The 21,636-nt window shown below is 48.2% G+C and carries 18 protein-coding genes; 10 read left to right on the top strand and 8 right to left on the bottom strand.

What is annotated here, in order from left to right:
• Positions 1–144 precede the first annotated feature (144 nt).
• Entirely contained in the window at positions 145–450 is a 306-nt protein-coding gene (locus K2Y22_15715) for a hypothetical protein (protein ID MBX9879905.1), read from the top strand.
• Between the two features lie 87 nt (positions 451–537).
• Here the strand turns inward: K2Y22_15715 and K2Y22_15710 are convergent, their stop codons facing one another.
• Both K2Y22_15710 and K2Y22_15705 read right to left on the bottom strand, forming a co-directional pair.
• Positions 538–1,629, bottom strand: coding sequence for a multicopper oxidase domain-containing protein (locus K2Y22_15710; GenBank protein ID MBX9879904.1), 1,092 nt, complete (start codon positions 1,627–1,629; stop codon positions 538–540).
• Entirely contained in the window at positions 1,626–2,522 is an 897-nt protein-coding gene (locus K2Y22_15705) for a universal stress protein (protein ID MBX9879903.1), read from the bottom strand. The genes K2Y22_15710 and K2Y22_15705 overlap by 4 nt, the downstream gene beginning before the upstream one ends.
• Positions 2,523–2,707: 185 nt before the next feature.
• Between K2Y22_15705 and K2Y22_15700 the strand changes: the two genes are divergently transcribed.
• The 5 genes from K2Y22_15700 to K2Y22_15680 all read left to right on the top strand — a co-directional run bounded on the left by K2Y22_15700 (position 2,708) and on the right by K2Y22_15680 (position 8,720).
• On the top strand, positions 2,708–3,691 hold the full coding sequence (locus tag K2Y22_15700) for a hypothetical protein (protein ID MBX9879902.1): 984 nt from the start codon (positions 2,708–2,710) through the stop codon (positions 3,689–3,691).
• 107 nt (positions 3,692–3,798) lie between these two features.
• Positions 3,799–5,094 (top strand): adenylosuccinate lyase, encoded by a 1,296-nt coding sequence (purB, locus tag K2Y22_15695; GenBank protein ID MBX9879901.1) that lies wholly within the window; start codon positions 3,799–3,801, stop codon positions 5,092–5,094.
• A 4-nt stretch (positions 5,095–5,098) separates the two neighbouring features.
• Positions 5,099–7,273: a DUF1926 domain-containing protein gene (locus K2Y22_15690; GenBank protein MBX9879900.1), complete on the top strand. Its 2,175-nt coding sequence runs from the start codon at positions 5,099–5,101 to the stop codon at positions 7,271–7,273.
• A 90-nt stretch (positions 7,274–7,363) separates the two neighbouring features.
• Positions 7,364–8,263: a hypothetical protein gene (locus tag K2Y22_15685; protein MBX9879899.1), complete on the top strand. Its 900-nt coding sequence runs from the start codon at positions 7,364–7,366 to the stop codon at positions 8,261–8,263.
• A gap of 172 nt (positions 8,264–8,435) precedes the next feature.
• On the top strand, positions 8,436–8,720 hold the full coding sequence (locus tag K2Y22_15680; protein ID MBX9879898.1) for a hypothetical protein: 285 nt from the start codon (positions 8,436–8,438) through the stop codon (positions 8,718–8,720).
• Here the strand turns inward: K2Y22_15680 and rsmG are convergent.
• Together rsmG and K2Y22_15670 are read right to left on the bottom strand one after the other, a co-directional pair.
• On the bottom strand, positions 8,685–9,416 hold the full coding sequence (gene rsmG, locus K2Y22_15675; GenBank protein ID MBX9879897.1) for a 16S rRNA (guanine(527)-N(7))-methyltransferase RsmG: 732 nt from the start codon (positions 9,414–9,416) through the stop codon (positions 8,685–8,687). The two genes, K2Y22_15680 and rsmG, sit on opposite strands and share 36 nt — an antisense overlap.
• On the bottom strand, positions 9,416–9,970 hold the full coding sequence (locus K2Y22_15670; GenBank protein ID MBX9879896.1) for a hypothetical protein: 555 nt from the start codon (positions 9,968–9,970) through the stop codon (positions 9,416–9,418). The genes rsmG and K2Y22_15670 overlap by 1 nt, the downstream gene beginning before the upstream one ends.
• Before the next feature lie 191 nt (positions 9,971–10,161).
• On the opposite strand from K2Y22_15670, the gene K2Y22_15665 reads away from it, so the two are divergent.
• On the top strand, positions 10,162–10,950 hold the full coding sequence (locus tag K2Y22_15665; protein ID MBX9879895.1) for a J domain-containing protein: 789 nt from the start codon (positions 10,162–10,164) through the stop codon (positions 10,948–10,950).
• Positions 10,951–10,954: 4 nt separating this feature from the next.
• On the opposite strand, the gene K2Y22_15660 is transcribed toward K2Y22_15665, so the two are convergent.
• A complete protein-coding gene (locus tag K2Y22_15660; GenBank protein ID MBX9879894.1) occupies positions 10,955–11,890 on the bottom strand; it encodes a response regulator in 936 nt (311 codons plus the stop codon).
• A gap of 294 nt (positions 11,891–12,184) precedes the next feature.
• Here K2Y22_15660 and K2Y22_15655 point away from each other — a divergent pair, with 294 nt between their 5' ends.
• Positions 12,185–12,634 carry a HEAT repeat domain-containing protein gene (locus K2Y22_15655; protein MBX9879893.1) on the top strand — a complete coding sequence of 150 codons (450 nt, stop codon included), beginning with the start codon at positions 12,185–12,187 and terminating at the stop codon, positions 12,632–12,634.
• On the opposite strand, the gene K2Y22_15650 is transcribed toward K2Y22_15655, so the two are convergent.
• The gene (locus K2Y22_15650; GenBank protein MBX9879892.1) at positions 12,616–15,198 is read right to left on the bottom strand and encodes a fused MFS/spermidine synthase; all 2,583 of its coding nucleotides are present in this window, start codon (positions 15,196–15,198) and stop codon (positions 12,616–12,618) included. The genes K2Y22_15655 and K2Y22_15650 overlap by 19 nt on opposite strands.
• Positions 15,199–15,225: 27 nt before the next feature.
• Here K2Y22_15650 and K2Y22_15645 point away from each other — a divergent pair, with 27 nt between their 5' ends.
• On the top strand, positions 15,226–18,261 hold the full coding sequence (locus K2Y22_15645; protein MBX9879891.1) for an SMC family ATPase: 3,036 nt from the start codon (positions 15,226–15,228) through the stop codon (positions 18,259–18,261).
• A 357-nt stretch (positions 18,262–18,618) separates the two neighbouring features.
• Complete coding sequence (locus K2Y22_15640) at positions 18,619–19,716, top strand: tetratricopeptide repeat protein (protein MBX9879890.1); 1,098 nt, start codon at positions 18,619–18,621, stop codon at positions 19,714–19,716.
• Between the two features lies 1 nt (position 19,717).
• On the opposite strand, the gene K2Y22_15635 is transcribed toward K2Y22_15640, so the two are convergent.
• Both K2Y22_15635 and K2Y22_15630 read right to left on the bottom strand, forming a co-directional pair.
• Positions 19,718–20,989 (bottom strand): glycosyltransferase family 39 protein, encoded by a 1,272-nt coding sequence (locus K2Y22_15635; protein MBX9879889.1) that lies wholly within the window; start codon positions 20,987–20,989, stop codon positions 19,718–19,720.
• A gap of 65 nt (positions 20,990–21,054) precedes the next feature.
• Complete coding sequence (locus tag K2Y22_15630) at positions 21,055–21,621, bottom strand: hypothetical protein (protein MBX9879888.1); 567 nt, start codon at positions 21,619–21,621, stop codon at positions 21,055–21,057.
• Positions 21,622–21,636: the final 15 nt, after the last annotated feature.

Raw genomic sequence — 21,636 nt, 5'->3', positions numbered from 1 at the left:
GAGGAATAGCCCGATTTTCATTCAACGTCAAGCCCCTATTTGACTTGACGTTATTTATTACCGTACAAGATGACAAAGTATGGGGGTGTTCAGTTAAGAAAACTTATGCTAGTTTAAGTGTAAGCAGGTTAACCTGAGGTACTGATGGACAGCCGATTACAGGAAATCGCCGAATCCCGCTACCACCAGCAGCAATTCCTAGCTACGCTTTTAGAGCTTGCCGTCGAGCAACAATGGTTCGACGTGCGGCACATGGTCCAGCACGACATGGCGAAAGCTATTCTTTCCGACTACTCTTCTGAGATTGGTCGTGGAGACATGCACATGCCGACTTATTACGAGAATTGGGAAGAAGTTGTGGCTGTAGGTTGGAAAGCCTTTTGCGATCACACTGGGTTGTCTCAGGAGAAACTAGAGCAACATCTGCAAGCATTGGGTGATCACGCCTAAGGATTGTCATTCTGAGGGCATCAGCCCGAAGAATCTCACGTCTTTAACAGGTGGGATTCTTCGCTCTGCTCAGAATGACGGAACCCGTTATTCCGCATTCGGATAAATTACCGGAATGGCAATTCCGCCAGGAAACTTGCCGCGATTTGTCACCTGATGCGGCAACTGCGAAGCAAGTGACCAGACACCTGGATTGTCGGCGAGAAACTCCAGCACAACTCTGTCTCCCGGCTGTACGCAATAGGTGTCTCTAAAGACATGCGGCTCCATCGCATCGCTGCCGCTGACGCTTATTACTTCAAAGCGATGCCCCGTCAATTGCAACGGAACCGATTGCGATGTCGTGTTGGCGACGTACAAGCGCACGCGGTCACCACGAACTACGGCGATTGGTGGAATAGCTGGAGCGCTTTTCCCGTTGACGGTGAAGTAGGTCGTCGGACCTGATGCCGAAGCCACGGCAGCAGCACCTGCCTTACCCGGTGACGGCGCTACCTTCCCGGGCGAACCAGCCGGAGCCCCTGCGACAGTCCACTGCCCAATGACCATGACTTGCTCTTTGCTGAAGGTCTTCGGCGCATCGGCGTCGACGACGAGCATGCCGAAAAGGCCCTGCGTCTTTTGCGCCAGGTGATTAACTTGCGGATGGTAAGTAAAAAGCCCCGACTGCTCGACTTTGAATTGATACGTCTCCGCCGCGCCCGGCTTTATTACCCCATGCCCTTCACGCGGCAATCCCGCTACGGCGTGCGGCAAGATAAGACCGTCGATGTAAAAACTCGTTGGCTGCCTGGACTCGTTGGACACGGTGAGTTGTATCGTGTCACCTTCGGTTGCCTCGAGAACCGGACCCGGCGTCAATCCGTTGTATGTTAATGCGGAGGCAAACACGCCCGGCATGATTTCAACACGACCGTCTTTGACTGCTAGCCTATACACGCGAGTCTTGGCTTGTTGTGCTACAGCTGATTGCAACTGTCCCATTGCCTGGCTGCCTTCCATGATGGTCGACTTCAAGTCATTCAACTCATCACGCATTTTCTTGAGGCTGTCTTTTTCTTCCTCTTGCTCTGTTTTTATTTCCTGTCGCAATTGCTTTAGCGGAACCTGCTTGGCGCGCGCAGACAAAGCCAAGCTGGAAAGAGACACCATCAAAAGCAGTGAAACAGCAATTCTCATTTACGTGGAGACTTAACCACCGCAGTTGTGACAGGTGAGTGCATGGCAATTCTGTGTGAAACGCTTCCCAGCAAGAAATGCTGCACGGCATTGCGACCTTGCGCGCCGATGACTACTAAATCCGCCGGAAGTGACTTGGTCAAGTTCAAGATTTCCGTTGCCGGATCGCCTTCTTTCAAGACGCAATAGACTTTATCGATGCCTTGTTCCGCCAACATCTGTTTGGCGTTGGCAAGGAAAGTCTCACCTTCCATGAGCATGTTATTCTCAACGATGCCGATATATTCAACCGGTGACACCATTTTTAAAACATCTGCAACTGATACCACATGGATAAGTGTAATTTCTGCTCCATGCTCTTTCAGCTTGAATAACTTTACTGCTTCTTTCAATGCCGTTTGCGATTGATGTGATCCATCAACACCAATGACGACTTTGCTGATTTTCTCCGGTGGCTTTCCGCCGTTGCGGCAAATTAAAACTGTTCCCGGTCCATGCTTCACAACTTTGCTCGACACGCTTCCCAGGAAAAACTCTTCAATCTTGGGATGAACGCCAGGAGTCAATGCTGTCAATTCGCATTTTTCATCGCGTGCAACAGTTTCAATCATCATAGCTGCCGGACCGCTGACTATCTCCGTCTTTAGTGACTCACAATGGGGCTTTAGCTCTGTCTCGGCTTGTGCGAAATATGCTTGTGCCTTGTTTTTTACTTCGGTTTGATATTTCTCTTTGATATCAGCCAGTCCTTCAATCATGCTTTCATAGGACGGCAATTCTTCTTTGACGTAAAGCATTGTTACCTGGCAGTTTTTCAAATCAACCAGGCGTTTAAGCTCGTCAATTGTCGGCTTAGCGGAATGAACTATATCGACGGGCAAAAGAAGCTTCATTGGCAACCACTCTTTCTTTGGAACCTGTCCTAACCTCGGACGCATCCTGTATTTTGTAGGGGCGCATTGCATGCGCCCGCTATGCGCCCTTAATTGTACACGGCAGATTACATAGTGCTTAACTTATCTGCTCTTAGCTAGTTTCATACCCGATTTGGGAATATTCCAATTAAGGGGATATGGCTATGTTAACTAGCATTGCTCATATTAATAAGACACTGCCCAAAATTGCCGCTGGGCTTGCCTTGCTGGCGATTTTTACAATTGCGGCGGAGGCTGCCGGCAACAAAAAGCCCGTTGCGAAAAAGCCGCTCCAGCTGCAACGAGCGACGCCTATCCTCGACACCACCCCCATTCCCGGCGCGCGAAGAGGTCAGGTTTACAAATTGGGTCAACCACTGACGGGCGGTATATCGATGGACGTGCCGCGTACTCCTGATGCTGTTGCCCGCTATCTTGCCCGCATGCGTCATATCATTCAAACCTACCCTCGACTAGCAATGGTAGCTTTTTCTAGCAATGCACAAGGAAGCACCACAGAAGTAAAAACAAACATGATTCAGATGATTCGCGAGATACGCGCAATCGTGCCGCCGGCAGAAATGAAAAGAGAGCATAATGACCTAGCAGCTTCGTTCTATTACTTTGAGCAATTGGCTGAAAACCCAGGAGACTTACGTGGATCGGGAATGGAAGGTTTTGGTCGGATATATCCAATGTTGGGACGATTGAGCGCTTCTCTCAGCCAATATCACAATGGCGTCAGACGTGTGATTACTGCTTACAAGCTTGATCCGAATTTAGATCCATTTGGTGGTGAAGACCGCGCAACTACTCAGCGTATGCATGGACAGGTTGATAGTATGCTCGGCAATCTGCCCATTGGTCCCTCCGCAGGTGGTCCTTGTGATGATTGCACCGATCAGCTGCAGCAATTGCTTGGCGGAATGGGTGGACTTGGCGCCCTCGGTGGCGGCGGGGACACGGGCTCACTTGGCAATTTGGACTTGGGATCATTGACTGGTCAAATGGGCAACATCGATATGAGTCAATTGAACAAACTAATGGGCGAACTCGGCGGAGGCTCTGCCGGATCACAACACGATTCATCGGGCTCCGATAGCACCAACAACCTGAACCAACTTTTAGAGCAATTGCAGGGACAATAGCTACACAAAGCGAGTTGCCATGCGGTGATTTCGGCTAAAATATGAGCCTGCTTTGCTGGCAAGTCCGGCAAGCGTTTGTATTTTGTCGTGTCTCGGGGTATCAGTTCGTGATTGATCGTTATTCGCGTCCGGAAATGGCTGCGCTGTGGTCTGATGAAGCTAAGTTTCAGTGTTGGCTCGAAGTGGAAATTGCTGTTTGCGAAGCGCAAGCGGAATTGGGAGTGATACCAAAAGACGCTGTTGCCGATATCAAAAAGAAAGCCCGCTTTGACTTGAAGCGCATTGACGAAATTGAAGCGGAAGTCCGCCACGATGTGATTGCTTTCCTTACATCTGTCGCCGAATCAGTCGGCGAGAATTCGCGTTTTGTTCACCTCGGTATGACCAGTTCCGATGTAATTGACACAGCCTTGGCGCTGCAATTGCGCAAAGCCAGCGCATTGTTGATGAAAGACATGGACGCGCTGGAAGCAGCAATTTTGAAACAAGCGCGCAAGCACAAACACACAGTAACCATCGGCAGATCACACGGCATTCACGCTGAACCGACAACATTTGGATTTAAAATGGCTGTCTGGCTTGAAGAAATCCGCCGCAACAAGCAAAGACTAGTTGATGCAACAGAGATGATCTCTGTTGGTCAAGTAAGCGGCGCCGTTGGAACATATTCGAACATCTCGCCGGATGTGGAAAGACTCACTTGCAAATATTTGGGACTGACGCCTGATCCTGTCTCTACGCAAATAGTTCAGCGTGATAGACATGCCCAGTTTGTATGGACGCTTGCTTGCATCGGCTCCAGTCTCGACAAGTTTGCGACAGAGATTCGTCACTTGCAGCGTACGGATGTGCTGGAAGTGGAAGAACCATTTGCCAAAGGTCAGAAAGGATCTTCAGCAATGCCGCACAAGCGCAATCCGGTTGGTTGTGAAAACATCTCCGGCTTGGCTCGTTTACTGCGCGGCAATTCATTAGCAGCGTTGGAAAACATTCCTCTCTGGCACGAGCGTGACATCAGCCACAGCTCTGTTGAGCGCGTAATATTGCCGGATTCGACCATATTGCTCGATTACATGCTCGCTCGTTTTACAAAGATAGTTGATGATCTCGTTGTCTATCCGGAAAACATGATTGCCAACATGGATGTATTCGGCGGCATCGTATTCTCGCAAGCGTTTCTCATCAAGCTTGTTGAGCGCGGCATGAGTCGTGAAGATGCGTACAAGATTGTTCAGGGTAATGCCATGCAAGCTTGGAATACAAAAGATGGCAGCTTCAAAGACAATTTGATGAATGACAAGAATGTCACCGGTCTTTTGAGCGCGAAGGAAATTGAGGAAACATTTGATCCCAAGCATTACTTGCGTAATATTGACCAGGTATTTGAACGTCTAGGAATTTAAGAGAATGACGAAGAAGACGATAAATCTTTGCCTCGGCGTCCACAACCACCAGCCAGTCGGCAATTTTGATCATGTGCTGGCTGAGGCTTGCGAGAAATGCTACTTGCCGTTCTTTCAAGTGTTGGAGCGTTTTCCAAAGGTCAAATTCTCTGTCCACTTCACGGGATATTTACTGCATTGGATTGCGAAAAACTATCCTGAAGTAATTCACGTGATGGATAAGCTGCATGCTTGTGGACAGATTGAACTTGTCACTGGTGGATTCTACGAGCCGATTATGGCGATTATTCCTGACTGCGATAAAGTCGGGCAAATTCGCAAGTTGACTTCCTACTTGGAAAAGCTTTTCTGCGCAAAACAAGCCAACAAGGAAATCATCGATGGCATGTGGTTGGCAGAGCGTGTTTGGGAACCGCATTTACCTAAGCCATTAGTTGAAGCCGGCATCAAATACGTCTGCGTGGATGACTCGCATTTTAGATCTGTCGGTCTGCACGATTCAGAACTTTATCGTTGCTATGTCACTGAAGAAGATGGCAATAAGTTGGATATCTTCCCGATCAATCAAAACCTTCGTTACATGATTCCGTTTGAAATGCCGGATAAGATTATCGAGTATTTGAAGTCAATCGCCACAAGCGATGGTGATGCCGGTGCCTTTTATTTCGACGATGGCGAGAAGTTCGGTGTTTGGCCTCACACCTATGAATCAGTCTACAAAGACGGCTGGCTGGAGAAATTCTTCACTATCCTGGAGAAGAATTCCGACTGGATACACATTCAGACATTCGGTGAATACAATCGCACGATTGGTCCATCAGGCAGAGTCTACTTGCCGACAGCTAGCTACGCTGAAATGATGGAATGGGCGTTGCCGGCTGATCGCGCAGCAGTGTTGGAAGACGGACTTCATAAAGTCGATGAGCTCTACAAGCCATTTTTAAAAGGTGGATTCTGGCGCAACTTCCTCGTCAAATATCCTGAAGGTAATCAACTCCACAAGAAGATGCTGCATGCCAGCAAGCGTTTGCAAAAACTTCGTGCAAGCGGCAAGGTTGATGAGTCACAGCTTCTCGATGCGCAAGACAAGATTTGGCAAGCGCAATCAAATGATCCATTCTGGCACGGAGTCTTCGGTGGTCTTTACCTGACCAATTTACGTACAGCCAATTTCCAAGCTGCTGTTGCAGCAGATGTGGCGCTCGACGCGCTTGAACAAAAAGCTGGACTTTCTCCCAAGGGAATATCTGTCGAGACAATTGATATTGATTTAGACGGTTTCGACGAGGTTGTTATTCGTGGCGACAAGATAAACACATGTCTAGCCCCTCATTATGGCGGTGCTCTTCTTGAGCTTGATTACAAGCCACGTCCATTCAACTTGACAGACACTCTTTCTCGCCGCAAAGAGCCATATCACGAGAAGTTGAAACAGGCGCAGCAAAAGACTGAAACTGATCACGAAGCAGCAAAGACAATTCATGGGCAAGTAGTCACCAAAGAAGCAAATCTCAGTGACCATCTTGCTTACGACTGGTATCGTCGTTTGTCATTCTTGGATCACTTCCTTGGTTCGCATGCGAAGCTAAAAGATCTGGCTGTATGCCACTACCCTGAGCAGGGTGACTTTGTGCACAAGCCGTACAAGGTTGTATCTACTGAAGCATCCGGCAACAAGGCTCAAGTAAAACTTGAGCGTGACGGTCATGTCTGGTTTGATCACAAACACAGAACACTCAATGTTGGCAAGACTTATTCGTTTGATTACGACACTGCGCAAATGAAAGTCTCCTATCTGTTAACCAACACCAGCGATGAGCCGATAAGTCTTTGGTTTGCACCGGAAATGAACTTCAACTTCCTGGCCCCGGACGCAAGCGACAGATATTTCTTTGAGCTAACAGGCGAAAAATGCGAGCCGGCACTGCTCGCCAGCAAAGATGATAAAGCTAACTGCGACGGAATAGGCATTGCCGACGAATGGCTGGGTATAAAGGTATTACTCAAGTGGTCGCAAAAAGCCGGAATGTGGCGCTATCCAGTATTCAGCGTATCTAACTCGGAATCCGGCTTTGAGCGAATCTACCAGGGATCAGCAATTGTTCCTAACTGGCATGTTGATTTGAAAGGACGCGAAAAGTTCGAAGTCGAGATTTATCTGACTGTTGGTGGCTTATAAACTAAATCTGCTCTCGACTATAAATAATTCGTGGTTTACCATTGAAATGAGTATTTCAAAGAGAACTTGTGGAGCGAGAAGGGAAGTCCAATGTATCCAGCGTATTTGATCAGAGCGGGGATAGATTGGGTTCGTCATGCCGACGAGTTCAAAGACTCGAATCCGTACTCGCGCTGCGTTGAATCCATCAACGCTGTCAAGAAATTGTTTGAGCAGCAGTACGGCAAAGACGAACGCGTAGCGCTGGAGCCTGCCACCATTGCGCAGTACTGGTCTGAATTCTTCTACGCAGAGGATCCATCACCGGATGAATCTGAATGGCGTGAAGGTCTGATAAAACGCTCCGGTCAGTATGATTCGTTTTCCGATTGGCAGGACTGGTTCAAGACGAATTACGCCAAAGTCTACAAAGAAGACGATATCTGGCAAGGCGTCTTAATGACATCGTGGGCGCACACGCACCAATTCGAAATTGTTTTCGCCGACGACGCTTGGGAATTTCGTCCGAGCACGTCTTACATGCCGACAGGGGAAATGTGGCGCTTTGAGTCACACATGGACACCGCATCCGATGTGTTGAGCGAGCTGTGGAATGACGAAGTGAAGGCATATGCTGCAGCAGGATTTCATATCGACGAACAAAATGTCCCGTTCCTGGGACGTGTTGAGTGTTTGGGATTTGACACCAAGCAATACACTTTGCATTGGCCACCTAGTGTGGACAAAGAGCGCGTTGTAATCGACGTAGGCGAAATGGTGGCAGACATTGTGTTGCCACAAGGTGACGACTGGTATCGCCACCTAGATAACGTAATTTTCGCTGACGACCATTTGGACATCACGTCTTTGGTCAGCCGCACGAAATATGTTTTTGGAAGCAGACGCAGACTGCTCGAACTATCCGTAGAAAAAGACGCGGAAGGCGCAAAGGTACAAGCCATGGCCGAAGGCTGGATGGTACCGACGGAGCAGGTTGGGCTTAGCGACTAGGTTGGGGCTCTGCGAGCCCATCTTCACTTGGGGCGTGTAGAGGCGTGCGTCGTGTTTTCGGCGGCGACGGATTACGCGTGATTTGTGCGTAGTGTAGATTTGTTGGTGGTGAGCGAGAGCTTAGCTAGGCTTTCAAGACTTTGTCATTCCGAGCAAGGAGACGACACTAAATGTGTCGTCGGGGCGAGGAATCTGCCGTGAGTCGTGGAAGTTTAAGTCGGTAACAGTGTTCAAATCAACAAGCAACGCCTTATCCAATACGGTGTGGTCGAAGATTTTGGGGCACAGTGCCGAACGTGTTGGATTAGTTGGGGATAGTAAACAAGTTCGTCATTACACTGACGAACTTCCGTTATTTATTGGCAGATTCTTCGCTATCGCTCAGAATGACAAAGTCTCCAAAGCAATGGCTTGGCTGTTGCTACTTGATCCCACTCTTCTTAATTTGCCCGAATGATCGCGGGTACTTCGCCGGCGTGGCTTTGACCTTCTTAATCAACACAAGCGTGAAATCCTTTTCCGTCGCCGGGTTGACGATGTCGATTATTTCTTCGACGTTGCCGCCGAGGATTTGCAGCGCGGCGCGTGCTGGATCAACTTCTGCAAGTTGAGCGCGGGATTTTTGGGCGAGAAGATAGCCTCCAGAGCGCAAAAACGGTACGCAGAATTCGGAAATCATCTCGACGTTACCCACAGCGCGAGCCGTCGCAAATTCGAACGACTCCCGGAAATCACGTCCGTGCGCAAGTTCTTCCGCGCGCTCGCTAAAGACTTGTACGCGTGAATCCACGGACATGGACTCCGCGCATGCCTGAAGGAAGTTGCACTTCTTGCCGATCGACTCCACGAGAGTGACCTTCAAGTAAGGACACGCCACAGCAAGTATCAACCCAGGAAAACCTGCTCCCGAGCCGATGTCGATAAGCCCTGACTCACGCCCTTCGCATAAGCGTTGAATCACCGGCACCAAAGTCAACGAATCCATAATGTGATTGTCGATGACAATCTCAGCATCGGCTTTCGATACTAAATTCGTGTGCTCGTTGAAAGCCGCAAGTTCCCGGAGATATATCTCGAATGCCTCGACCTGCTCCGCGGTCAAGTCGACATTTACTAATTTAGCTTTCTCAGCGATTGACGTCATCACATCCATCAATTCGTCTTCTGAATGAAGTCAACAAAGTATTCCTGGCAAATGCTGATGATTCTTTGTCCGTCAATAATTTGTCCATTCTCTTTCCAGACGACTTGCTTGCTGCCGCCATCGAATGTTGCCACCATTTTTCTATTGGGTGCAATGGCTGCTTCGTAGATATTATAGTTGAGCGACGAGCCACCTGTGCCGGTTGGCAATTCCAAAAATTCCACGACGCCGTTATGTCCGCGGATAGCGTAAGTCCAGCCGTTGCGTGCGAAAGTAAAATACGAAGCTTCGTCAGCATAAGCAAGTTCGGGATCTTCGGCATTGGCCGTACCATGCGTGCGCTTTTGCACTCGGTTGATTGTGACGCGCAAGTGTTGATAGTTGACGTGCTTGTTGAATTCTTCTGTGCAAGCAGAAATTAGCAAGAAAAGTTTCTCTACCAGAGGTGTTGTCGCCACAGCTTCCTGTCGATGCTCAGCTTTTTGCTGGCGCTCGGCATTCCGCCTGTCGACTTCTTTCTGATTCGATTCGTCCGCTAGATTCTTGACCCAACTAAAGTCCACTAATTACCTGCCTACCCGCCCACATTGCTGAAAGAGCCAATTATTATGAGTCACTAAGACCCGGCCTCAGGTCCATACATTTCATCATAGCTAAAGGACGCGCCGGATAGGTCACCTGTCCAATAAAACTGATTTCAAAATTACAATATACGGGCATAATTACTTAGGAAAATGCACATCTGGTCGTGGTAATGCCGGAAACAACCGAGTTTAGCTCCGAACCAATTGATGACAAAGCACGCTCCCTGATCCACGCTCTGAAGCAGAGCTACGAGCAGGGTGACGATGAGGCTGTGGTCTCGGCTTATAAGCAGCTAACCCAGCTGATTCGTAATCGCATAAGCGGTCAAAGCGCGACTTCCCAAGCCGAAGTCCCAGACAATTTCGTACCGGTCGGTCGCTTCTATGAAATTTTAGGCATCCAGCCACTTTCTTCCAGCCGGCAAGTACACGTCGGTTATTTGCGTTCTATAAGAAAACTTCTCGTACACCGCACAAAGGGCGACGAAAGAGACTTCATTACAAGACTCGAAGAAATCTGCCTGGCGCATGACGTATTGCGCGAGCCGGAGACAAGAGTCGATTACGACTTCCGCCTGCTCAAAGTGCGTGGCGGCGGCAATGCTTTAGCTGACGAGCTAAACGCATTGGAGACTACAGTTGTCCCCCGCTCAGGCAAGGTGCATTTAAAAATCGGCGAATTACTTCAGAGTTCAGAAATCATCGATATGACAGAACTGGCAGCAGCCGTCGACATGCACAAAGCAATGCCGGAAATGCTCTTTGGTCAATTCATGGTCAAGTCCGGCTTTATCAATCAAAGACAACTAGATACAGTTTTAGAAGCGCAAAAGCTAATTGGCGAAGGACGCATTACGGTCGCCCAATTCCAGGCCGGCATGAAAGCCTTCAAAGAGACGGGCATTCCGCTATTAGCCTATCTAGAACAAGAAGGCTGGGTTGACGATCGCCCTGTTTAAGAGCCTACTGTCTAAAAGCAACTTCGCCTTCACGCGCAGCGTGCGAAAGATAAAGGCGTAATACTGTTGAAAGTTGTTCGCAGACGAGGCGCAGTACCTTTTGGTCGCCGGGTTTATAAACCTGATGATTGTGCGGCACAACAACGAGCAAGCCGATTCTCAAGCCGGCTGAGTCAATTGGTTGCGTAAGTGCGTTGTCGTACAGCTCATTAGTCTTCGGCACTTCTTCCTGAAGCGGCGGCAGCCCCAACTGCAGTGCGAGACCGGCAACGTATGAGGAAACATCATTGACAATACTTTCTCTTGATGCGTCAATCATTAAGGTGGAGTTCTGACCATGATTAACAACCAGCGCAGCTGCTTGATAGTCGATGATTGATGACAAAAGAGCAAATAGTTTGTCGGCGATTAAACCAAGGTCGAGAATGTCCTCACCGATTTTGCGCGCCTCATCAACAATCGTGCTTTCAAATAGAAGGCGCTCCAACAATTGATTTAGGCGATTGCTAATCTCTTCAGTGCTTATTGAATGATTGTCGCTTGGAAAAACTCTCAGGCGCGGGCGACTCTGTGCCTCACCTAATGTTTCTCGCACGGCTGTTATTAAGCTGGTAAATCCTGGTTCTTTGGGAATATGCCTGTCTGCTCCGGACTTTAGTCCCCAAAATCTATCGAGGGAGCCCTCTAATTTGGTCAGCAAAATAACCGGTGTGTTGGACAGCTCCGGGTCATTTTTGACCAACCGGCACAGCTGATAGCCGTTAATTCCCGACATGACCACATCGGAAATTATGAGGTCGGGAGATTCCTTATATGCCAATGCAAGACCGGCTGCCCCATTAGCGGCGGAAAGCACGCTATAGCCTTCTTTCTCCAACAAGCTCTTTATGGTGAGCAGCTGGGTCGGACTGTCCTCAACGACTAATAATCGGTAGCTCATAGGGGGGGTGTTGCCGGGTAAAACCTGTAGCCTCTAAGTCAATTATTAAACATCTTTGCTACTAATGGCTCGGTATTGTGGGGGAAACTTGTAATTATTACTGGAAAACCTGTAAGACCCACCCAGGCTTGATTTTGCTTAGTTATGTTTTATCGGAAAGTGGCTCAAAATCCTGTCCATGGATGGTTCTCAAGGGGTATAACAAAAGTAAGAAGGAAGCGCTGGCTCAGGTCAGGAGATGCGAGTCCGGAACCCCCGGGGCGAGGGTTTCGAATCGATACGGGTATGTCACACATGGAAAGTAATAAGTTCTCTCTTAATGGTTACGCGGGCAATTATTTGAAAGCAGGCAGCGAAAGTCTTACAAACGAAGAATGTTGGATTTTAGCGGTCGACGAAGATCACCAGGTACGCAGACGCGTAGCGGAAAACCGTCTGTGTCCTGTCGAAGTTCTCATCGCTTTGTCATCGGATCGTCACGAAGATGTTCGGATTGCTGTTGGTGAGCATCCAGACGTTCCAGATGTAGTCTTAAACCATTTGGCTGAGGATGAATCTGATGATGTTCGTTATGCACTGGCAGAGAATGCAAATGTTTGTTCGGAGATTTTGCTGAAACTGACTGAGGATAACAATCCATACGTTTGCCACCGAGCAAGACAGACGCTGAAGATACTTAATCCAGCTTCAGTAACCGAACTAAACCCAAGGACCACAAATTCGTCCTACTTAATGAGCATGTGAAGGCACTCTTCGCATACTCGCTGCTTGCCCGACAATAGTCGTGGCAGTTGATATTCGGTCAGCAAATTGTCGCTCGTATTCAGACGATAGTCGTTTGTCTGTTGTCCAATCTTTGTCGTCAATTGATTGACTTCATCCGGCGTCAACGCAAGCATGTCGGCAATTTGCTGTGGCTTATGAATTTCTATGCGCGCAAGTTCCTTGCGAATTGATTCTTCGTTGAAGCGCTTAATCAATAACTGCTCATTGATTTGATACGGGTCCTTGCTGCCAATCAGAATAATCTCTGCTGACTCTTTCTGGTGAAAAATATAGGTGTCAGGAAAAACTGATTGAAATGTCCGCAGAATAACGCCCAAATATTGCGGCGTTATGTCATACAACTGAACCCACTGACAGAATATCCCATTTGGGTTTAGCCTATTTGCTGCCTGCTCCCAAAGTTCTCGAGTGTATAAATCAGAAACCCCACTCACCCACGGATCCGCCGGCTGCGAAACAATCAGGTCATAGCCCGTCGATGCCATCGCATGTTCTCTGTCGCTGTGTTCTGTGCCATTCGTATCTTCTCTGCCGCTGCGATCTGCACCCGTCGCATGTTCCCTGTCGCTGCGTAGGGGCGCATTGCATGCGCCCGCACCCCTCAACAAAAAATTCGCTCCATCTGCTGTTACCGCTCTCACTCGCTTATCTTCCAACGGCTTGTGATTGACCGACTCAAAATATTTACTCGCTTCAAATACTGCCGACTCAAGATCGACTGCCGTCAGATACTCGATGTCACTCGATTGCAACATCGATCCGCATGTCTCACCACTACCAAACCCGATCACCAAAACATTCTCTGCTTTGTTCGGATGAAATAACACCGGCAAAAGTCCCAGCAATGTCTGTGTCGATAAATCACTCGTCGGCGCCGGACTGTTTATGTCTATCGGCAGCGCCGCTTCCGCTTTGCCATTGTTTTTCAAAACGTTGACATTCAATTGCGGCAACTGCGTCACCGTGACCACTGAATTAAGCCCTTCTTTGTAATACAAAGTCTGCCCAAGCGTTTGTGGCTGCTGCATCGCTTTCAATACATCCGCATTCGCAACCGGATTGATAGACAGTCCACTAGTTATTATTGGCTCGTTCCAGTGAGGCAATCTCAAATAACCAAAGATAACAATGACTGTGACAAATGATCCAAGAAGTCTTTTGTCTGGTCCTCTGTCGTTTGAATAACCACATTGTTCTTTGAATGTTAGACAATAATAAAACGCCGAGAGTGCAAGCGCAAAAAACAGAATACAAACAAAGAATATCGTTGCTTGAATGCCACTTGGAAAAATATTGCTCAACCAGGGAATAAGAACAAATCCTGCAAGCCACGCACCTGCAATTGATCCCAGCGAATTTACCCCATAGAGCTTGCCGACTTCCGCAGGCGTAGACTCGGCGGAAGTATTTAGTGCCTTCAGGCAAAGAGGAAAGACAAGTCCATTTGTAATTGTCGGTGGAAGAACGACAACGAGGATAGTAAGAAACTGAATTGCCAGCAATGTTGAAAATGCGAGATCTTGTCCTTTGGACAAGCCTTCTACGGTTCCCGCATACCAAGAGGGCAAAGATCCAAAAGATACCATTCCCAAATAGGCAAGTAGTGATGTTGCTAAGAATGCGACTGAAATCGTTGTTAGTGGATCTTCAATCTTCTTAAGTGCAATCGAAACAAGCAATGCTCCTATTGCTAGACCTAATAAAACAGCAATTAATACAGACGAAAAAGCATAAGTGGTCGAGCCCATTATCAAAGTGAAGTAGCGAGTCCAAACAACCTCCAAGACAATTCCCAATACGCCGGACAAGCCCAACAGCACGCACAATAAATATGAGAATTGTTTGTTCGATTTGGCTTTTTTTGTATTGTCGCCTTGGGCTTCGGGCAATTTAGTTCTGGACAACAACAGACAAATAAGTGCCGCAACGATGTTGATTGCGCAACCAGCAAAAGTCGTCATTTGAATACCAAGCGTCGGCAAAAGCACAAATCCAGCAAGTGCTGCTCCCGCAACAGCTCCTGCAGTATTTAAAGCGTAAGCAAGCGATGACAAAGTAAGCGTCTTGTCCGGCATGCCTTTATAAACACGACATATTACTGGTAAAGTTGCTCCCATAAATATGGTGGGCGCCAACAAGATCGCTATCGGCAAAATCTGAGCGAGATATCCAGCGGATATACCACTTACAAATTGTCTGAATTCAATTGATCGACAAATAGTCGGCACAAAAAAAGCGTAGGCACCAATTAGTAGTTCCAAGCAGGAACAAATCAGCAAGGGATTGCCTCTATCGGTCCACTTGCCACTCAATATATACGCGCCAAGCGCGAGCCCGCCTAGAAAAACCGTTAGAACCGTACATATAGCGGGTAAGGTGGAACCAAAGGCCTGCGCTAAAAGGCGTGACCAGGCAATTTCGTAGATGAGGCAACTAGTGCCGGAAAGAAAAAGGACAAACAGCGACAAAAGCAAAAATGCTCTTCCCGACGAGCTGAAAGCTGAATTCCTTTGTGATGACACTGTCATTCCTAATAGATCTTCCTCACTATGATAATTCAGACAATAACACTTCATAACTTCATGAGCTACGCCGATGCCAAGCTTGACCTTACGTCGGTTGATGTGGCGTGTCTCACAGGCAGCAACGGCGCCGGTAAATCGGCCGTGCTCGACGCCATCACATGGGCACTCTGGGAATGTGGTCGTTCTGGTTCCGACGAACTCGTGCGTGCCGGTGAAAAGGAAATGTGGGTCGAACTCGCCTTTCAATGGGAAGGCGTCACTTATAGTGTGCGCCGCTCGCGATACAAAGGCGCGGCAAAAGGCCCAGGCAAATTGCCATCGAAAGGCAATCTTGAATTTAAGGTCAACACTGATGGTAATGGCACGTGGTTGCCACTGACCGGCTACGGCATGCGGGAGACACAAGGTGCCATTAACAAGTTGTTGCGCATGGACTACGAGACTTTCGTCAACAGTGTCTACTTGCGCCAGGGTAAAGCCGATGAATTTACGGTAAAAGCACCTGCTGACAGAAAAGATGTCTTGTCGGAAATTCTTGGATTGCGTTATTTCGACGACTTGCAAGAAAAGGCACGTGACAAAGCTAAGTCCTTGAAGTCGCAAATGGAATTTTTGGAACTCTGCCTTGCCAAACTTCCCGAATTAGACGAAGACCTTGCCTTTACCAAGTCAGAAATTACAAAAGTAAGCGCCGAAGCTTCAGCTAAGGCTGATGAATTGCAAATCTGCCAGCAAGAAATAACTGAACTCGATGCGAAAATTACCGACTTCAAAATGCTTGAGACTAAATCCGAAAGCGAGAAGAAGCGCCTGGATGAACTGGTCTCTTCTGTCGAGTCAATTGACAAGCGTGTTGAAGAAGCTGGAATTAAACGCGCTCAATTGCTCGAGATTGTTGCTAAAGCCGATGCCATTGAAACCGAATGGCAGAATTTCGAGGTCGTTAAATCGAAACTTGCCGAATTAGATGAGCAAGGACTGGCGTATCAAGAGCTGACACACAAACGCCAGGGATTTCTGGCAGAGCTCATGCGTCAACGAATGAAGTTGGAACTTGATCTGGAAAATAGTCAGCGTCAATTCAATGAAATTCTGCAGCGTAAGGAAAAGCTGGAGAAAGACACCAACAACGCCCATGCCTTGTCAGAGCAATATTCTGACTTTAAGCAATTGATGCAGCAGGAGACCGATCTTCTTAAACGACAAGAAGAACATACTCAGTTGACTCTGCGTGCCGAAGAGTTGAAATCGAAGCTAACCGAAGCACGCATTCGTTTGTCTGCCGAGTTAGAACAAAAGCAAAACGCAATTGTCGAGCTATCGTCACTTATTGAAAGCAGCCAGAATCTAGCTTCTGAAAGACTGCAGTTGGAGATGGAAGCCTCTCGATTGGACAAGCTTGAAGCGGAGTTTTCACTTATCGAAGACAAGGGACTCAAGCTGAAAGAGACCGTAGAAAAAGCCGAGCAGAAAATAGCCGAGCTGAAGCGCCTCATTGTTGCCAACGAAGCCAAGATCATTGAACTCAATGATCATTCAGATGCTAGTCATTGCCCGCTGTGCGCCTCTCCAATTATCGATAGAGTCGCCGTCATTGAACGATACGATGAAGAAAATCGCGCGCATCGCAGCGAAATAACCGAATTAGATCAATCAATTGCTAGCGGGGAAGCAGAGCGTCAATTCTTGCGCGTGAAGTATGTGGAAATTCGTCGCGAATTAGATAGGCGCAAAGACTTGGATATCGCCATCGGGCAACACAACGAAAAGATGAAAGCAATTGAGCGTGCAGGCGATACTATCAATTCCTTGCGTGCACAAGTAGCCGACTTGCAAGCCAAGATAGAAAACCATGACTTCTCCATTGTTGAAAGAGAAAGCCTGGTCTCTGTCAAATTGCGCATGACGGAACTGGATTTTGATCCAGCAATATTTGCCAATCTTCAGTCACAGATTAGGGGCAAACGTCAAATTGAATTCCGTTACCACCAAATGCAAAGAGATTTGACCGAGCTAGAAAAGCTAAGTCAGGAACTCCCGGTGTTATCCGGAAAGGTAAATACTGCCAAAGATCAGTTAAGTGATGAGTGTTTTGGAGAAGAAATCCGCCAACAACAAAACGAAGTTGAAGTGCAGATAAGCGAACTCAACTATGACATGGCAGAACATAAAATCTGGCGCGACCGCCTGAAGAATCTTGCTCATATCCAAGAGGAATACCACGCTCTGGAAAATGCCCGTGTCGAACTTCCTAACTTGGAACGCCAAGAAAAAGAACTTGGCAAAGAAAGAACCTCCAAGACAAAGCAAATGCAAGAGATCTCCTCCAATTTAGAGTCGTGGAAAGATCAATTACAAACAATGCCCGAGACTATTTTGCGACACGAACAGCTCAAGCAACAAGCCAACGTCGTTCAGAATGATAAATCCGAACTCGACAAGCAAATTGCCGTCCTCGAATCACGGCAGGAACAACTAGAGACGACCAAACAAGATCTAAAAATCAAAGAAGAAAATCTCGCAACGCGCAAAGAAGAACTCTCCGACTTCCAATTCCTCGCCGAAGCATTCGGCAAGAAAGGACTACAAGCCGTCATCATCGAAAATGCTGTCCCCGAAATCGAAAACGAAGCCAACAAAATTCTCGCGCGTTTATCCGATCACAAAATGCATCTGGGTCTAATCACCCAACAGGAAACCCGCTCCGGCAAACTCGTTGAAACATTGGATCTCGTCGTCGCCGACGAAGTCGGCACCCGCAACTACGAACTCTACAGCGGAGGCGAAGCCTTCAAAGTAGACTTCTCCGTCCGCGTCGCCCTCTCCCGTCTGCTTTCCCGCCGCGCCGGCGCAAAATTACAAACACTCGTAATCGACGAAGGCTTCGGCTCCCAAGACAACGCCAGCCGCGAACGCTTAGTCCAAGCCATCAGCTCCGTAAAAAACGACTTCGCCCGCATCCTAGTAATCACCCACATCTCCGAAGTAAAAGACATGTTCCCCGTAGAAATCCAAGTCTCCAAACAAAACGGATCTTCAGAGTTGAAGGTAGTGTCTTAGTTGGTCGTTCGCCCGAAAATGTTGGTCGGTCGTCCCGACCTCCATTCTGCTATTGCACTCACCTCATCGACGTTTTGTCATTTCGACCGGAGCGCTTTCAGCGCGCAGTGGAGAAATCTTCCAATAGCTATTGGAAGTTCGAATCATAAGACCAAAATCAAAGTTGCCGAGCATCGTACCGGCGCGCCTCCGCGCGCCGCTCTGGCTTCTGTACCTGAATCCTCGTCTATATCCGACAACTACGTAGTCCCATGTTAAGTAAAATAACCCCGAACCTAAACAGATGTTTAGAACGCTGGCTATTGCCTGCTTTCCGTGTTATTTTCGATGTCCGCAGGTGACCACAAGGAGACCGACATGGACCACGAAACAAAGCAACTCCTTGACGAATTACGTGATGGTCAAAAACGCCTTGCACTCTTACTCAAGAAGAAAACTCAAGACAGAGAAAAACCCAAGAAAGATTTCTGGGATCGTCTCGGCGCAATCGCACCTTTAATTTCTGGTTTGCTAATCGCCGGCACCGGCGTCTACTGCAGCTACTCATTTAACCAGCAACAACTCAAGTTGCAAGAGATTCAAACTATCGAGCGCTTCATTCCTCACTTACTTGGTGGGGAGAAGAGCAAACAAGCGGCGATTATGGCAATGTCCTCTCTGACAAACACAAAAGTAGCCGCTAAGATGGCTTCGTTGTTTGCCAGCGAAGGCACCGTATCAGCTCTGCGCACAATCGCTGCAACAGGCGATACACAAGATCGCACCATTGCCACCAAAGCAATGTCGGCAGCGCTGAGCAATATGGCAGAACGCTACCAAGAAGAAGAGCGCTACGAAGAAGCTGAGCAAGCATACAAAAAGTCGCTGGCCATAGCAGAAGAATCCGACGCATCTGAAAATGCGGATGCTTCTTATAGCCTCGAACGTCTTGCTGAACTCTACAAGATGCGCGGCCGCTACAAAGAAGCAGAGCCTCTACTTAAGCGTGCGCTGGTAATCCGACGCAAAGCGTATGGCGAGAAAAACTTATTTGTTGCAGAGACTCTGAAAAAGCTTTCCGAACTCTATTCTCTCCAAGGCAAGAGCAAAGAAGCACAGACTCTTCTCAAAGAAGCAGTAGCCATCGACAGTGCCAGCACTGCCGAACAAAAAGAAAAACAAGTTGCTGAAAGCAAACCGCTCAAGCAAGAACAAGTCGAAGAGACAGTTGCTGCCCCCGAATCCAAAGACCTCGAACCAAAAGGCGCTTTAAACATAGAGCCAGCAGTCGAATCACCAGTTGTTCCCGCAGAGCAAATGCAACAGCCTGTTGCACAACCAAAACAACAGGCCCAATTACAATCACAAACCACCAGCATGAGGCACTCCCCTACCGGAGCGCCTCATGTTTGTCGTAGAAGACAATTTCCCGAACCAAAATCAATTGCTGCGACTTCAGTTCGCGTAGCTGAATAGGCTAATACGGCTTAGCCTGCCAGCCGAAAAGTGTCCACAACATGTGCCATGAGAAGACGCAGACTGTCGCGCAGAAGACGATGAAAGACACGACCATCACGTTGCCCGCCTTGCCGTAGGCGCGCATTCCGACAAGCAGAATCGCCATAGACGCCAACTCCGTTGCAAACAAGTATCTTCCCTGTGGTCCCCCCAGGTTGACCAATGCCGCGTAGATCATCGCGAAGACATTAGCTGCGAGTGACATGGCCATCATTGCCCATATTGCTGGTACGACGAATCGTGTTCGATCACCGGCAGCTATGAGACCACGAACGGCTTGCACGCCTTGTAAGAAAGCTCCAGCGAAACCCGCCAATGCGATAAAGAAAAATGTGTCGTAAATCTTAGTTGGCAAATATCTATTTTGATAGCCAAACACGGCCCAAAAACTTTGAAACACTTGCTGCCACCAAAGTTTGTCTTTGATAGTCCGCCACAGTGATACTTGCCCGTGCTGTTCGATATGAAAAGTCTCAGCCCAGGTTTTATACATCGTCTGCGTACCGAGCGCATCGCCGTTGAATACAGCAAAGTTGCGAACAAAGAATGCACCCGCCAAAGCCAATGGTACTAATACAAGTGCCGCAAGCTGCCTAATCATCTCCTTGGTAGACAATCGATGAATCCAACAAGCGACCGCCATAAAGACAATAGCAACCGGCACTACGCAAAGTCCGGAGTACTTGCTCAATACAATCAATGCCAACACAACTCCCAGCCAAGCAGTCCGCGCAAGGCTCAGCCCTTCCTTGAGTGAAAGCACGACTAAATAAATCGCCACACTCGCTGCAGCCGAAACAGTCGAATCATTATTTGCATACGTATTTACAAAAACAAACTGCGGGTGAAACACCAGCAGTAATGGCAAAGCCAGCGCATAAAACCGCGACGTGGGAAACAGTAGCTTCCCCGTCTTAAAAGCAGCCCAGATGGAGACCATCCCCATAAGCAAACTGCCGAATCTTTCAACAAGCGTTGTCTGCGTAGCCGGAAAACAAACCGAAATTAACACGTGCGCCAAATACCCAAATGGTGGCATCGAGCCGTAGACGCCCGACGGACCCGCCGCTGCCACAGCTTCCGGACCCGGCAAAGTCAGATACTGCCGTATGTAATTAATCACCCAGTAGTGTGCGAACTCATCCGGCGCTTCGATCATCGGCACCGTAAATATCCACGGCAACCTGACCAACAGGTAAAGGAGAATAATTACGATCAGCGAAGCTTGCAAAATTACTTTTCCTTTGTAGGAGCTTATTGTGTAGGGGCGCATTGCATGCGCCCGTTTTGCGTTACCTACAAAATAAAGCCGCCTCTAATCTCATCACCCATGAGAATGAGATCTGCCAAGTCGCGCATTGGCTCAACATAGCGCGCGTAAGATTCTTCAACATGCAAACTGCGCTTAATTGTTTCAATCTCCGAACGTCCACGATCGATATCACGACGTAAGCGACGCGCAAGTCTTTGATCGATAGGCGTATCAATAAAGATTTTCAACGTGGCGATATCATGCAGTGGATTGTGGAAAGCAAAAATTCCTTCAATCACGACAATCTTCGATTTCGGTGCCGGCATTACTTGTGTGCCGACGCGCTTACATGTGCGCATGTCGTATACAGGAATAGTGACATCTTCTGATTCAGCGAGCTTCAAGCAAGCTTCGGCAGCTTCGGTCAAATCGACGGCCGATGGGTGGTCGAAGTCATAAGACCCGTCTTCCTTCGGCTCCAAATCGTCCAAATCCTTGTAAAAGTGATCGGTAGACAAGATGGCGGCGCCGACGAATTTCTTGGCCAGGGTTGTTTTACCCGAGCCAGACCCGCCGCAAACGGCAATAATCTGAGGAAAACGGTGTTGCATGAGATACCTGAAAGT

It is taken from the genome of Candidatus Obscuribacterales bacterium, from assembly GCA_019744775.1.
Classification (GTDB): Bacteria; Cyanobacteriota; Vampirovibrionia; order Obscuribacterales; family Obscuribacteraceae; genus SBAT01.
This window is presented reverse-complemented; position numbering and strand designations above follow the sequence as displayed.